The sequence below is a fragment of the Streptacidiphilus jeojiense genome (assembly GCF_000719095.1).
Lineage (GTDB): Bacteria > Actinomycetota > Actinomycetes > Streptomycetales > Streptomycetaceae > Streptacidiphilus > Streptacidiphilus jeojiensis.
This window is the reverse complement of the sequence record NZ_JOEH01000009.1, coordinates 426,757-438,973: the sequence shown is the minus strand read 5'-3', so window position 1 is coordinate 438,973 and position 12,217 is coordinate 426,757. Positions and strand designations below refer to the sequence as shown.

General features: G+C 72.4%; 12 protein-coding genes. All 12 read right to left on the bottom strand.

Annotated features, from left to right (window positions below):
- Positions 1–5: 5 nt before the first annotated feature.
- Positions 6–482 carry a BlaI/MecI/CopY family transcriptional regulator gene (locus IF29_RS0114470; protein WP_084714200.1) on the bottom strand — a complete coding sequence of 159 codons (477 nt, stop codon included), beginning with the start codon at positions 480–482 and terminating at the stop codon, positions 6–8.
- Positions 483–597: 115 nt separating this feature from the next.
- Positions 598–768, bottom strand: coding sequence for a hypothetical protein (locus tag IF29_RS46860; RefSeq protein WP_030254094.1), 171 nt, complete (start codon positions 766–768; stop codon positions 598–600).
- 115 nt (positions 769–883) lie between these two features.
- Positions 884–2,416, bottom strand: a complete 1,533-nt coding sequence (lysX, locus tag IF29_RS0114460) for a bifunctional lysylphosphatidylglycerol synthetase/lysine--tRNA ligase LysX (RefSeq protein WP_084714197.1) — start codon at positions 2,414–2,416, stop codon at positions 884–886.
- 84 nt (positions 2,417–2,500) lie between these two features.
- Complete coding sequence (locus tag IF29_RS0114455) at positions 2,501–4,261, bottom strand: LPXTG cell wall anchor domain-containing protein (RefSeq protein ID WP_157623738.1); 1,761 nt, start codon at positions 4,259–4,261, stop codon at positions 2,501–2,503.
- A gap of 131 nt (positions 4,262–4,392) precedes the next feature.
- Positions 4,393–5,265, bottom strand: coding sequence for a hypothetical protein (locus IF29_RS0114450; RefSeq protein ID WP_157623737.1), 873 nt, complete (start codon positions 5,263–5,265; stop codon positions 4,393–4,395).
- A 198-nt stretch (positions 5,266–5,463) separates the two neighbouring features.
- Positions 5,464–6,249, bottom strand: a complete 786-nt coding sequence (locus tag IF29_RS0114445) for a type III pantothenate kinase (protein ID WP_030254086.1) — start codon at positions 6,247–6,249, stop codon at positions 5,464–5,466.
- Positions 6,250–6,289: 40 nt separating this feature from the next.
- Positions 6,290–7,273, bottom strand: a complete 984-nt coding sequence (nadC, locus tag IF29_RS0114440; protein WP_030254084.1) for a carboxylating nicotinate-nucleotide diphosphorylase — start codon at positions 7,271–7,273, stop codon at positions 6,290–6,292.
- Positions 7,270–8,964 (bottom strand): L-aspartate oxidase, encoded by a 1,695-nt coding sequence (locus tag IF29_RS0114435; RefSeq protein ID WP_051725294.1) that lies wholly within the window; start codon positions 8,962–8,964, stop codon positions 7,270–7,272. Before IF29_RS0114435 ends, nadC begins: the two co-directional genes overlap by 4 nt.
- Positions 8,961–9,452 carry an aspartate 1-decarboxylase gene (gene panD / locus IF29_RS0114430; protein WP_084714194.1) on the bottom strand — a complete coding sequence of 164 codons (492 nt, stop codon included), beginning with the start codon at positions 9,450–9,452 and terminating at the stop codon, positions 8,961–8,963. The genes IF29_RS0114435 and panD overlap by 4 nt, the downstream gene beginning before the upstream one ends.
- Positions 9,453–9,499: 47 nt before the next feature.
- Complete coding sequence (gene panC, locus IF29_RS47595) at positions 9,500–10,348, bottom strand: pantoate--beta-alanine ligase (RefSeq protein WP_030254078.1); 849 nt, start codon at positions 10,346–10,348, stop codon at positions 9,500–9,502.
- Complete coding sequence (locus tag IF29_RS47590; protein ID WP_232242134.1) at positions 10,345–11,277, bottom strand: Rossmann-like and DUF2520 domain-containing protein; 933 nt, start codon at positions 11,275–11,277, stop codon at positions 10,345–10,347. The genes panC and IF29_RS47590 overlap by 4 nt, the downstream gene beginning before the upstream one ends.
- Positions 11,278–11,438: 161 nt before the next feature.
- Positions 11,439–12,113, bottom strand: a complete 675-nt coding sequence (locus IF29_RS0114415; RefSeq protein ID WP_030254075.1) for a lysophospholipid acyltransferase family protein — start codon at positions 12,111–12,113, stop codon at positions 11,439–11,441.
- Between the last annotated feature and the right edge of the window lie 104 nt (positions 12,114–12,217).

The window sequence follows — 12,217 nt, the reverse complement described above, 5'->3', positions numbered from 1 at the left end:
GGACGCTATCGTGCCCCGGGGTCAGCGGGGGAACCGATATCCCCCGGGGGTTCTCCGCCGCTCAGTTCGCCGGTCAGTTCGGTGGCCAGTTCGGTGACCTGTTCGTCGGACTGTTCGACCGGTGGCGGGGCGGCGACCCGCAATGCGTCGCGCAAGGCGTCCTGTTGTTCGGGTGACATCATGCCGAAGAAGTGGACCAGCGCCGCGGCCGGGTTGTCGCTCGTCGCCCATGCGTCGTTCATCAGCGCCGCGGTATAGGCCTCGCGCGAGGAGACCGGCTCATATCGGAAGGCCCGGCCCTCCTGTTCCCGGCGGAGCCACCCCTTCTGGAACAACTTGTCCATCACGGTCATCACCGTGGTGTAGGCGAGCTCGCGTTCCCGCAGCAGATCCTCGAGAACCTCGCGAACCGTCACCGGGCGGTTCCACTGCCATACCCGGGTCATCACCTCGTTCTCGAGTTCACCGAGTTGGCGCACCATCGCCGTTCTCTCCCCCTGGGCAGACTGAGCGGCGCATATATCGCCTTTGCCGGACATAAGCATTGTGCAGCTTCCGGCTGTGAAAGGGGGCGTTCCGGTGCTGCGATTCCGCCGGTCAGTCCTTGGCGAGACGCTGCGCCGGGGTCGCGGCCACGGTGATCGCCTCGGCCACGGCGTCCTCCTTGGCCGCATTGGCTCCGCCCTGGTTGCGGAACAGCGTCCGGATCATCAGGGAGAAGGCGATGCACATCACAACGGGGGGCGTCAGTGCCTCGAGGTACTGCATGGTTCCGGACCGCCTCTGCGGGACAGGGGAAAGCGTGGCGACAAAAGGCTAACCCCGGCCCCCGAAGGCATCGGGGACCGGGGTCGGTGCTGCGAATCCGGGCGGAGCCAGGCAGTCAGCCCTGGGCCCCCTGGACGTCCGGCTTCACCAGCGGGAACAGCACCGTCTCCCGGATGTTCTTGCCGGTGAGCAGCATGATCAGCCGGTCCACGCCCATCCCGAGGCCGCCGGTGGGCGGCATCGCGTACTCCAGGGCGCGGAGGAAGTCCTCGTCCAGCTGCATCGCGTCGACGTCGCCGCCGGCCGCCAGCAGCGACTGGGCGGTCAGCCGGGCCCGCTGCTCGACCGGGTCGACCAGCTCGGAGTAGCCGGTGCCGATCTCAGTGCCGAAGATCATCAGGTCCCACTTCTCGGCGACACCCGGGTTGCTGCGGTGCTGGCGGGTCAGCGGGGAGACCTCGGTGGGGTAGTCCCGGATGAAGGTGGGCTTGACCGCCGCCTCCTCCAGCAGCCGCTCGACCATCTCCAGGACGATCTGGCCGTGGCCCCACTGCTTCTCGTAGGGGACGCCGGCCGCGTCCGCCAGCTTGCGCAGCTCCTCGACCGTGGTGTCCGGGGTGATCTCGGTGCCGAGCTGCTCGGAGATCCCGCCGTAGACGGTGATCTCGGCCCAGGGCTCGGCCAGGTCGATCTCGTGCTCCACGCCGTGCGGGTCCACGCCGCGGATCACCGTGGTGCCCAGCGCGTCCCGGGCCGCGTTGACGATCGTGGCGCGGATCATCTCGGCCTGGGTGTTGTAGTCGCCGTAGGCCTCGTAGGACTCCAGCATGGTGAACTCGGGGTTGTGGGTGGAGTCCGCGCCCTCGTTGCGGAAGTTGCGGTTGATCTCGAAGATCTTCTCCGCGCCGCCGACCGCGAGCCGCTTGAGGTAGAGCTCGGGGGCGATCCGCATGTAGAGGTCGATGTCGTAGGCGTTGATGTGGGTCTTGAACGGACGCGCGTTGGCGCCGCCGTGGACCGGCTGCATCATCGGGGTCTCGACCTCGGTGAAGCCGCGCTCCTCGTAGGTTCGGCGGATCGAGCGGACCACCTTGCTGCGCAGGTAGAGCATCTCCCTGGCGGCGGGGTTGACGATGAGGTCCACGTAGCGCTGGCGGACCCGGGCCTCGGGGTCGGTCAGGCCCTTGTGCTTGTCCGGCAGCGGGCGCAGGCACTTGGCGGTGATCGCCCAGTTGTCGACCATGATCGAGAGCTCGCCGCGCTTGGAGGTGATGACCTCGCCCTCGACGCCGACGTGGTCGCCCAGGTCGACGTCGGCCTTCCACGCCGCCAGGCTCTCGGCGCCCAGCCGGTCCAGCGAGAGCATCACCTGGAGGTCGGCGGTGCCGTCCCGCAGCGTGGCGAAGCACAGCTTGCCGCCGGTACGGCTGAGCACGACCCGGCCGGTCACGCCGGCGCGGTCGCCGGTGGCGTGGTCGGGCTCCAGGTCGGGGTAGGCGGCGCGCAGGTCGGCCAGCGTGGTCGTACGCGGGAAGCCGACCGGGTACGGGTCAATGCCGGCGGCGCGCAGGCGCTCCAGCTTCTCGCGGCGTACCCGCATCTGCTCGGGAAGGTCGTCGGACGCGGGTACCGGGGTCTGATCAGTCACGGTGCAAGGGTATCGAGGAGACGACGGTGCCCCGCCACCCGATTACCGGGTGGCGGGACACCGGGACACCACTGGTACGGACGGTCAGCCGTGGCTGCCGGCCCGGCGGCGCCGGGTGAGCAGCATCGCCGCGACGCCCAGGGCGATGGCGCCGACGCCGAAGAACAGCATCGGGGAGGTGTCGTCACCGCCGCCGGTCGCGGCGAGGACACCGCCGGTGGCGGCGGTCGCCGGGGCGGACGGGGTGGCCGAGGCGCTCGCCGTCGCGGTCGCGGACACCGTGGGCGTGGGCGTGGACGTCACGGTGACCGGGGTGGTGCTGCCCTTGACCGTCTCGACGGTGAAGTCGGCGACGTTGTTGTCCATGTCGTCGTCGATGCCGTCACCGGTGAAGGCCATGACCTCGCCCGCCGCCTGGTGCAGCACCGCGGTCGGTTCGACGGTGAAGTCGAGGGTGTAGGAGGCACCGGGCTGGACCACGGAGCCGACCAGGCAGTCGTACAGGGATCCGTCCGGCTCGGACAGCGAGCCGGCCGCGGCGGTCAGCCTGCTGCTCAGGGCGTTGCCGACCCGGCTCCGGACGGCCCCGGACGACTCGCTGTCGTCCCTCTCGCACCCCGCGGGGACCTTGGTGACCTTGATGCCCTCGGGCAGGGCGACCAGCAGCGCGACGGTGTCGTCGGCCGAGGGGGCGCCCTCCAGGGCCTGGGTGGGCACGGTGCCCTTGTTGACCACGCCCGCGTAGAGGTGGGCGCTGCTGCCGACCGTGCCGCTGAAGTCCTTGCCGGTGGCGGCGACGTCCAGCGACTGCCCGGTGCTGAGCTCGGCGAAGCCGACGTTGTTGGTGTAGTCGATGTCCGCGATGCGGGACCGGACCCCGGCGCTCGGGACCGGCACCAGGGTCAGCGCGGCACCGGTGCCCGCGTGGCCGCTGCTGACGCCCTTGGTCAGCTCGCCGCCGACGGTGTCGAAGCCGTACTCGGTGTAGCCGCGGGTGGCGGCCGAGGTCGCGTCGACGGTGATCGGCTCGGAGGGCTGCAGCACGTCGCCCGGGTGCACCACCACGTCGTCGAAGTGGCACAGCACCCCGGTGCGCTCGGCGGCGGGTGCCTCGACGTCGCCGACGCCGTACTGGCAGTTGCTGTAGTTGCCGCCGATGCTGAAGCCGGCTCCGCCGCTCATGGAAGCGGCGTCGATCAGCATCACCACGCCCTTGTCGGAGTCCCGGTCACCCAGGTTGCGCAGCTGCGGGGTGTAGCCGGTGCTGCCGCCCGGCTTGACCGTGAGGGCGCCGAGCTGAGTGGTCGCCAGGTCGGGGCCGTCCCCGACGGTGACCTCCGTGGTGAGGCTCTCGGCGCTGTCCGACGGGTCCTCGACCGCGTTGGCGGCGGTGGCCTTGAAGGACAGCTTCGCCTTGGTGCCGACGGTGGCGCCGGGCAGGGTACGGATGCCCAGGTCCAGCGTTCCGACGATGGCGACCGATCCGAGCCGGCAGTCGGCCTTGGTCTGCGCCGCGTCGGTGTAGGAGCACCCCTTGGGCAGCGAGAGCTCGGCGACCCCCTTCAGCCCGGTGGCGTCGACGCTCAGTACGACGTCGTCCACCTGCGTGACGTCGCCCTCGTTCGCCACGATCGGAGTGAGCGTGGTGAAGGCCGTCGGGCCGCCGCTCGCGGGCTGCGGCACCAGCGTCACCGCCGGCGGGGCCAGCACCGAGATCAGCGCACCGCCGGCGCTGCCGGTGCCGGCGTCCGCCTGGGCGGGAAGAGCGAGGCCGACGGATATGGCCGAGGCCGCGACGACCGCGGCACCGATCCGGGCGAACCGGCGCAAAAGCGGGTCTGACATGGAGTTTTCCCCCGAGGGTGCGGTGCTGACGTACAGTGCCGCAGATCAAATCACCCCGGGGGACCGCCCTACGGCCCCGGAGGCCGCCATGCGGCAACCGGGACCCATCTGTCATCCATCTGTGACCATGCTCAGCCGGTGCCGGTGGCCAGTTCCGATCCGCCCGGCAGCGGTGCCTGCGGCTTGCGGACCCCGCGCGGGAAGAGGTCGGCCGGGGTCGGCACCGGGCGGACGGCGCGGGTCCGCTGCTCCTCCTCCGGCTCCACGGCGGCCTCGTCGGCGCCGGTCCGGCCGGCCTTGCTGCTGGGGGTGGGGGTGGGGGTGTCGGACGAAGCCATGGGAATGGGACCTCCACGTCGGTTCGGCAGGGAGAGGGGGGCTCCCCCCGGGCTGTTGCGGATTTCCGGGGTGCGACCCCCCGTACCCCCGCGCGGACGCGGTGTGCGCGCCGGGCGGGCGAACTCGGTCACCGTACCGCCGCCGAGCTGGGGCGGCCTCGTCGCGGACTCCAGCCGGCGGCGTACCGCGGCCTCGGCGAGTTCGCCGCAGTGCGCGCGGAGCGCGAGCCTGCGGGCGCGCTCGGCCGGGGCGCAGGGCTGGGCGGTCAGCGTGCGCAGCGCGGCGAGGTCGTCGGCCTCGGGGAGGTAGCCGTCGCCGACGGCCTCGTCCAGCCGCTCCAGGTACCCGGTCGCGCTGCCGGGGAGGGCCTGGCGGTAGCGGGCGAGGTCGGCGAGGGCGAAGGCACGCATCCGGCCGGCCTCGTGGACGGCCTCGTCGATGGACTCGGCGAGGCGCAGGACGTCCTGGACGTCCGAGGCCCAGCCGAGCGGGTGCGGGGCGCGGGCCGGGACCAGGGCGGGCGAGGTGGAGTGAGCGGGTGTCAGGGCCGGGGAGGGCGGGTTCAGACTCGGTGGGTTCAAGACCTGAGCGAGGGCGCGCCGCAGCACCCGCAGCTCGTCCGCACTGAAGGCCATACCGCCGCGAGACCCGTGAGGCGTAGGCATGAGTTGACCCTATGCCCGTTGTGACCTATTTGTGATTATCGACGCGCTGAGTTCTGACGGGTTTTCAGGTGCAGGCCGTAGTGGGTTGGCCGCGCAGTTCCCCGCGCCCCCAGGGGTCTGCAACTGGCTCAGTTGCACTTGCTAGGGGCGCGGGGAACTGCGCGAACAGCAACCAGGCACACGCCGCACCCGAAGCCACTACCCCGCGGTGTTCCGCTCATAGACCAAGCGCAGCCCGATCAGCGTCAGCCAAGGCTCGTGCACATCGATGGAGCTCGCCTCCCCCAGCACCAGCGGCGCCAGCCCCCCCGTGGCGATCACCTGCACATCGTCCGGGTCGGTGGCCAACTCCGCGGCCATCCGGTTCACGACGCCGTCCACCTGTCCGGCGAAGCCGTAGAGGATGCCGGACTGCATGCACTCCACGGTGTTCTTGCCGATGACGTTGCGCGGACGGATGATCTCGATCTTCGGCAGCTTCGCGCCCCGCAGCCCCAGTGCCTCCACCGAGATCTCGATGCCGGGAGCGATCGCCCCGCCCACGTAGTCCCCGCGCTCGTTGACCGCGTCGAAGGTGGTCGCCGTGCCGAAGTCGACCACGATGCAGGGGCCGCCGTAGAGGTGCTTGGCCGCGAGGGTGTTCACGATCCGGTCCGCGCCCACCTCCTTGGGGTTGTCGGTGAGGACGTGCACCCCGGTCTTGACGCCCGGCTCCACCAGCACCGCCGGGACGTCCCCGTAGTAACGGCGGGTCACCTCGCGCAGTTCGTGCAGTACCGACGGCACGGTGGAGCAGATCGCCAGTCCGTCGACGGTGTCCTCGCCCAGCGCGGGGTGCGAACCCATCAGCCCCTGCATCAGCACGGCCGTCTCGTCGGCGGTCCGGCGGGGGTCGGTGGACACCCGCCAGTGCTCCACGATCTCCTCGCCGTCGAACAGGCCGAGGACGGTGTGGGTGTTGCCGACGTCGATCGTGAGCAGCATGCTGGCGCCGTTCCTAAGTCAATAAGGGGTAGTCGGGGGACTATCCGCGCAGGTCCAGGCCGATGTCAAGGATGGGCGAGGAGTGCGTCAGGGCACCCACCGCCAGGTAGTCCACGCCGGTCTCGCCGACCGCGCGGGCCTCGGCGAGGGTCAGCCCGCCGGAGGACTCCAGCTTGGCCCGGCCGGCCACCAGCGCGACGGCCTCGCGCAGCTCGGGGATGCTGAAGTTGTCGAGCAGGATCAGGTCCGCCCCGGCGTCCAGCACCGGCTGGATCTGGTCCAGGCGGTCCACCTCCACCTCGACGGCCAGGTCCGGGTAGGCGTCACGGACGGCCTTGAACGCCTCGGCGACGCCGCCGGCGGCGACCACGTGGTTGTCCTTGACCAGGGCGGCGTCCGACAGCGCCATCCGGTGGTTGCTGCCGCCGCCGGCCCGCACCGCGTACTTCTGCAGCGCGCGCAGCCCCGGGGTGGTCTTGCGGGTGTCGCGGACCACCGCGCCGGTGCCCTCCAGGGCGTCGACCCAGGCCCGGGTGGCGGTGGCGATGCCGGAGAGGTGGCACAGCAGGTTGAGCGCGCTGCGCTCGGCGGTGAGCAGGTCGCGGGTGCGGGTGGTCACACTGAGCAGCACCTGCCCGGCCTCGACCCGGTCGCCGTCCTCGGCGTGCCGTTCGACGCTGAACTCCTCCTCGGCGACCAGCGAGAGCACCGCCTCGGCGACCCGCAGCCCGGCGACCACGCCGGCCTCGCGGGCGGTGAAGTCGGCGGTGGCGACGGCCTCCTCGGGAACGGTGGCGACCGAGGTCACGTCCTCGCCGCCGGCCAGGTCCTCGGCCAGCGCGAGGGTGGCGATGTCCTCGACCTCGACCGGGTCCAGACCGGCCTCCTCCAGCAGGGCGGCCAGGGCCGGGTCCAGGCCGGTGACGTACTCCTCGCCGCAGGCGCAGCCGTCGCCGCAGCCGCCGCCCTCTCCGTCGACGAGCTGGAGTTCCGGGTGGTCGTGCTCGTGGTCGTGCGCGGTCACTGCTGCTCCTTGGTGGTGGTCAGAACGCCGTCCTGCTGACGGGAGATGAGATGACGCTGCCAGGCCGCGTCGTCGCGGTCCGGGAAGTCCTCGCGCCAGTGGCAGCCGCGGGTCTCCTCGCGCAGCCGGGCGGCGGCGGTGAGCGCGGTGGCGACCAGGTGCAGGTTGGTCGCCTCCCAGGTCTCGACCTGCGGGGCCTCGCCCTTGCCGGTGACGGCGCTGCTGTGCGGGTCGGCGGTCAGGGCCGCCAGCCCCTCGGCGGCCTCGGCCATGCCGGCGGCGTTGCGCAGCACGCCCACGCCCCTGGTCATCAGCCGCTGGATGTCGGCCCGCGCCTCGGAGGCCAGCAGCGGAACACGCTCGACCTCGCGGGTGGTGTCCTCGTGACGGGGGGTCAGCTTGCCGGCCGTGTCCCGCTCCAGGATGTCGGCGGCGATGCGCTCGGCGAAGACCAGCCCCTCCAGCAGCGAGTTGGAGGCCAGCCGGTTGGCGCCGTGCACCCCGGTGCAGGCGACCTCGCCGCAGGCGTAGAGGCCGGAGACGGTGGTGTGGCCGCGCAGGTCGGTGCGGACCCCGCCGGAGGCGTGGTGGGCGGCGGGGGCGACCGGGATCAGCTCGGTCACCGGGTCGATGCCGTGCGAGCGGCAGGAGGCCAGGATGGTGGGGAAGCGCTCCTCCCACATCCGCTCGCCGAAGTGCCGTCCGTCCAGGTACATGTGCTCGGCGCCGGTCTCGAGCATCCGGCGCATGATGCCCTTGGCGACGATGTCGCGCGGCGCCAGCTCGGCCAGCTCGTGCTGGCCCACCATGAACCGCACCTCGTCGGCGTCGACCAGGTGGGCGCCCTCGCCGCGGACCGCCTCGGAGATCAGCGGCTGCTGGCCCTCGGCGTCCGGGCCCAGCCACAGCACGGTCGGGTGGAACTGGACGAACTCCAGGTCGGTGACCTCGGCCCCGGCCCGCAGCGCCAGTGCGACGCCGTCGCCGGTGGAGACGGCCGGGTTGGTGGTGGCCGAGTAGACCTGGCCCATGCCGCCGGTGGCCAGCACCACCGCACGGGCGTGCAGCGCGCCGACGCCGTCCCGCTGGCCCTCGCCCATCACGTGCAGGGTCAGTCCGGCGGTGCGGCCCTCGGCGTCGGTGAGCAGGTCCAGCACCAGGGCGTGCTCGATGACCTCGATCTGCGGATCGGCCTGGACGGCCTCGACCAGGGCGCGGGAGATCTCGGCGCCGGTGGCGTCGCCGCCGGCGTGGGCGATCCGGCGGCGGTGGTGGCCGCCCTCGCGGGTGAGCAGGATCTTCCCGTCGGCGCCCTTGTCGAAGGCCGCGCCGGTGGCGATCAGCCGCCGCACGGCGGCCGGGCCCTCGGTGACCAGGACCCGCACCGCCTCCTCGTCGCAGAGGCCGGCCCCGGCGACCAGGGTGTCGGCCAGGTGCTGCTCGGGGGTGTCGCCCTCGCCGAGCGCGGCGGCGATGCCGCCCTGGGCCCAGCGGGTGGAGCCGTCGTCCAGTACCGCCTTGGTGACCACCATGACCTTCAGCCCCGCGGCGCGCAGCCGCAGGGCCGTGGTCAGCCCGGCGACGCCGGACCCGACCACGACCACGTCGGTGGCGGTGGTCCAGCCGGGCGCCGGGGCGGCCAGTCGCGTCCTGACGTCCTCGGGTACGGGCGTCTTGAGAACAGGGGTCATGCTTCGCTCCGCGCGGGCACAGGGGTGCTGTGGGCAGCACCGTCGACGTCACGGTACGCCTGTCCGGGAATCGCACGGGAATCCGTATGCCCGGAGGTGAGCCCGCTGCCGGCCGGGGCGTGGGCGGCGTCGGAGCCCAGGTGGGTGACCCGGTTGTCGCCGTCCACGAAGACCACCCGGGGCTGGTGACTGCGCGCCTCGGCGTCCTCCAGCTGGGCGTAGGCGATCAGGATCACCAGGTCGCCCGGGTGGACCAGCCGGGCGGCGGCGCCGTTGATGCCGATGATGCCGGTGCCGCGCTCCCCCGCGATGGTGTAGGTCTCCAGCCGGTTGCCGTTGTCGATGTCGACGATGTGGACCAGCTCGCCGGGGAGCAGGTCGGCGGCGTCCAGCAGGTCCTGATCCACCGTCACCGAGCCCACGTAGTGCAGGTCGGCCTGGGTGACGGTGGCTCGGTGGATCTTGGACTTCAGCATGGTGCGGTACATGGTCACGTCTCCTGGTGGTGAGTACATGCCGGGGGCGGTGCGAGGGACTACGGCTGGAAGAAGATGCGTACGTTGTCGATCAGACGGGTGCTGCCGACCTTCGCGGCGACGGCGAGCAGTGCCTCGCCCCGGTGGTCCTCCCGGTCGACCTCGGTGAAGTCGGACGGGTCGATCAGCGCGAGGTAGTCGACGGACAGGTCCGGGTGGTCCGCGAGCACCGCCCGCGCCGCGGCCATGACCGCGGCCGGACCGCTCTTGCGGGCCGCGTGCCCGGCGAAGAGCATCTGCGACAGCGCCAGCGCCCGGGTCCGGTCCTCCGCCGAGAGGAAGCGGTTGCGGCTGGACAGCGCCAGTCCGTCGGGCTCCCGAACGGTGGGGACGCCGACCACCTCGACCGGGAAGTTGAGGTCCTTGACCATCCGCCGCACCAGGGCGAGCTGCTGCCCGTCCTTCTCGCCGAAGAAGGTCACGTCGGGGGCGGTGAGGTGGAGCATCTTGGCGACCACGGTGAGCATCCCGTCGAAGTGGCCGGGGCGCGAGGCGCCCTCGTACCCCTCCCCCATCGGGCCGGCCGCCAGCCGCAGTTGCGGCGCGCCGCCGGGGTAGACCTCGTCCACCGACGGCGCGAACACCACGCTGGCGCCGGCCTCCGCGGCGAGCTCGACGTCGGCGTCCAGGGTGCGCGGATAGCGGTCCAGGTCCTCGCCGGGGCCGAACTGGAGCGGGTTGACGAACACCGTCACGATCACCGCGCCGCCCGGTCCGACCCGCTTGCGCGCCGCCCTGATCAACGCCGCGTGGCCCTCGTGCAGTGCGCCCATGGTCATCACCACGGCCCGCTGCGCGCCCGGGGCGGCCTCGCGCAGCTCCTTGGCCGTCCGCACCAGCTCGGTCACTTGTCCTCCTCCGCCAGGACGTCCAGCAGCGCCTCGGCCGCCTCCGCCTTCAGCATTCCGTTGGCCAGCGCGCGGTCGGCGGTGGCCCGGGCCATCGCCCGGTAGCTCTCCAGCACCTGGGGCGAGGTCGCCCGCAGTTGCTGCACGTGCTTGCGCACCGTCCCGGCGTCGCCGCGGGCGACCGGACCGGTCAGCGCGGCGTCGCCGCTGCGCAGCGCGTTGTCGAGGGCGGCGCCGAGGAGCGGGCCGAGCATCCGGCCCGGCTCGGCGACACCGGCGTCGCCGAGGATCTCCATGGCCTGGGCCACCAGGGTGACCAGGTGGTTGGAGCCGTGCGCGAGGGCGGTGTGGTAGAGCGGGCGGACCGCCTCGGGCACCCATTCCGGCTCGCCGCCCATCTCCACGACCAGCGCCTCGGCGACCGGGCGAAGCTCCTCCGGGGAGGTCACCCCGAAGGGGCAGCCGGACAGCCGGGCCACGTCGACGGCGGTGCCGGTGAAGGTCATCGCCGGGTGCAGAGCCAGCGGGAGTGCGCCGGCGCGGGCCGCTGGGTCCAGCACGGCGACGCCGTGCGCGCCGGAGGTGTGCACCAGTATCTGCCCCGGCCGCACCGCGCCCGTCGCCGCGAGCCCCGCCACCAGTTCGGCGAGGACGTCGTCGGGGACGGTCAGCAGCACCAGGTCGGAGGCGGCCATCACCTGCGGGGGCGTGACCAGGCGGACGCCCGGCAGCAGGGTCTCGGCGCGACGGCGCGACTCCCGGGAGACGCCGGAGGCGGCGACCACGCGGTGCCCCGCGAGCTGCAGCGCGGCGGCGAGGGCGGGGCCGACCCTGCCCGTACCGACGACGCCCACGGCGAGGCGGGCCGGGCGGTTCGCGGGGTCGGTGGGGTCGCCGAAGTCCGGCAGACCGAGGTCGTCTGCACTCACGTGTTCCTGCCTTCCGTTCCAGTCCTCATGGGTACCGGACGTACCGCACCATCGTACGGCGGGCTCACGGGTGCACCTCGGGGGGTGGTTGCCCGCGCCCCTTCAGGGGCGCGGGGAACTGCGCGAACAGCAACCATGCGCAGCCCGCACCGCCGCGCGACCTACGCCGCGTCCTCCGACGGGCGCTCGTTGTACGCCGCCACCCGCGTCTGCCCGGACAGCTTGTGGATGGCGTCCATGATCTCGTCGGTGACCCCGCGCCGCACCGGCCCCACCGGCTTCAGGTCGCGGCGGTCGCTGAAGTCCATGGGCTCTCCGAAGCGGACGGTCACCCGTCGGACGCGGGGCAGCCGCTTGCCGACCGGCTGGATGTCCTGGGTGCCCGCCAGGGCCACCGGGACCACCGGTGCGCCGGAGGTGAGCGCGAGCCAGGCCACCCCGGTGCGCCCGCGGTACAGCCGGCCGTCCAGCGAGCGGGTGCCCTCCGGATAGATGCCGAAGGCCATGCCCTCGTTGAGGACGGCCAGCGAGGCGTCCAGCGAGGCCTGGGCCGCGCGGTGGGTACCGCGCTCGACCGGGACGGCGCTGATCGCGATGAAGAAGGAGCGCATGATCCGCCCCTTGATCCCGGTTCCGGTCCAGTACTCCTTCTTGGCCAGGAAGGCCACCGGGCGGGGTGCCACCAGCGGGATGACCATGCTGTCGATGAAGGACAGGTGGTTGCTGGCCAGGATCACCGGACCGCGCCGGGGTACGTTCTCGCGCCCCTCGATCACCGGCCGGTAGATCACCCGGGTCAACGGGATGAGGATCAACCTGAGGACTAGAGCGAACACGGAATCCTCCGGGGACCATCGGGTGAGGGGTGGCTGCCGCCGGATCGTATGACATCCAGCGCCTCCGGGTCAGCCCCGTCCCGGTCGGCGAGAGCCCGGCCCAG

What these genes read in the sequence shown, in the direction of transcription:
- IF29_RS0114470 (WP_084714200.1), bottom strand. Translation starts at nt 482, where the DNA reads ATGGTGCGCCAACTCGGTGAACTCGAGAACGAGGTGATGACCCGGGTA.
- IF29_RS46860 (WP_030254094.1), bottom strand. Translation starts at nt 768, where the DNA reads ATGCAGTACCTCGAGGCACTGACGCCCCCCGTTGTGATGTGCATCGCC.
- IF29_RS0114455 (WP_157623738.1), bottom strand. Translation starts at nt 4,261, where the DNA reads ATGTCAGACCCGCTTTTGCGCCGGTTCGCCCGGATCGGTGCCGCGGTC.
- IF29_RS0114450 (WP_157623737.1), bottom strand. Translation starts at nt 5,265, where the DNA reads ATGCCTACGCCTCACGGGTCTCGCGGCGGTATGGCCTTCAGTGCGGAC.
- IF29_RS0114445 (WP_030254086.1), bottom strand. Translation starts at nt 6,249, where the DNA reads ATGCTGCTCACGATCGACGTCGGCAACACCCACACCGTCCTCGGCCTG.
- IF29_RS0114435 (WP_051725294.1), bottom strand. Translation starts at nt 8,964, where the DNA reads ATGACCCCTGTTCTCAAGACGCCCGTACCCGAGGACGTCAGGACGCGA.
- panD (WP_084714194.1), bottom strand. Translation starts at nt 9,452, where the DNA reads ATGTACCGCACCATGCTGAAGTCCAAGATCCACCGAGCCACCGTCACC.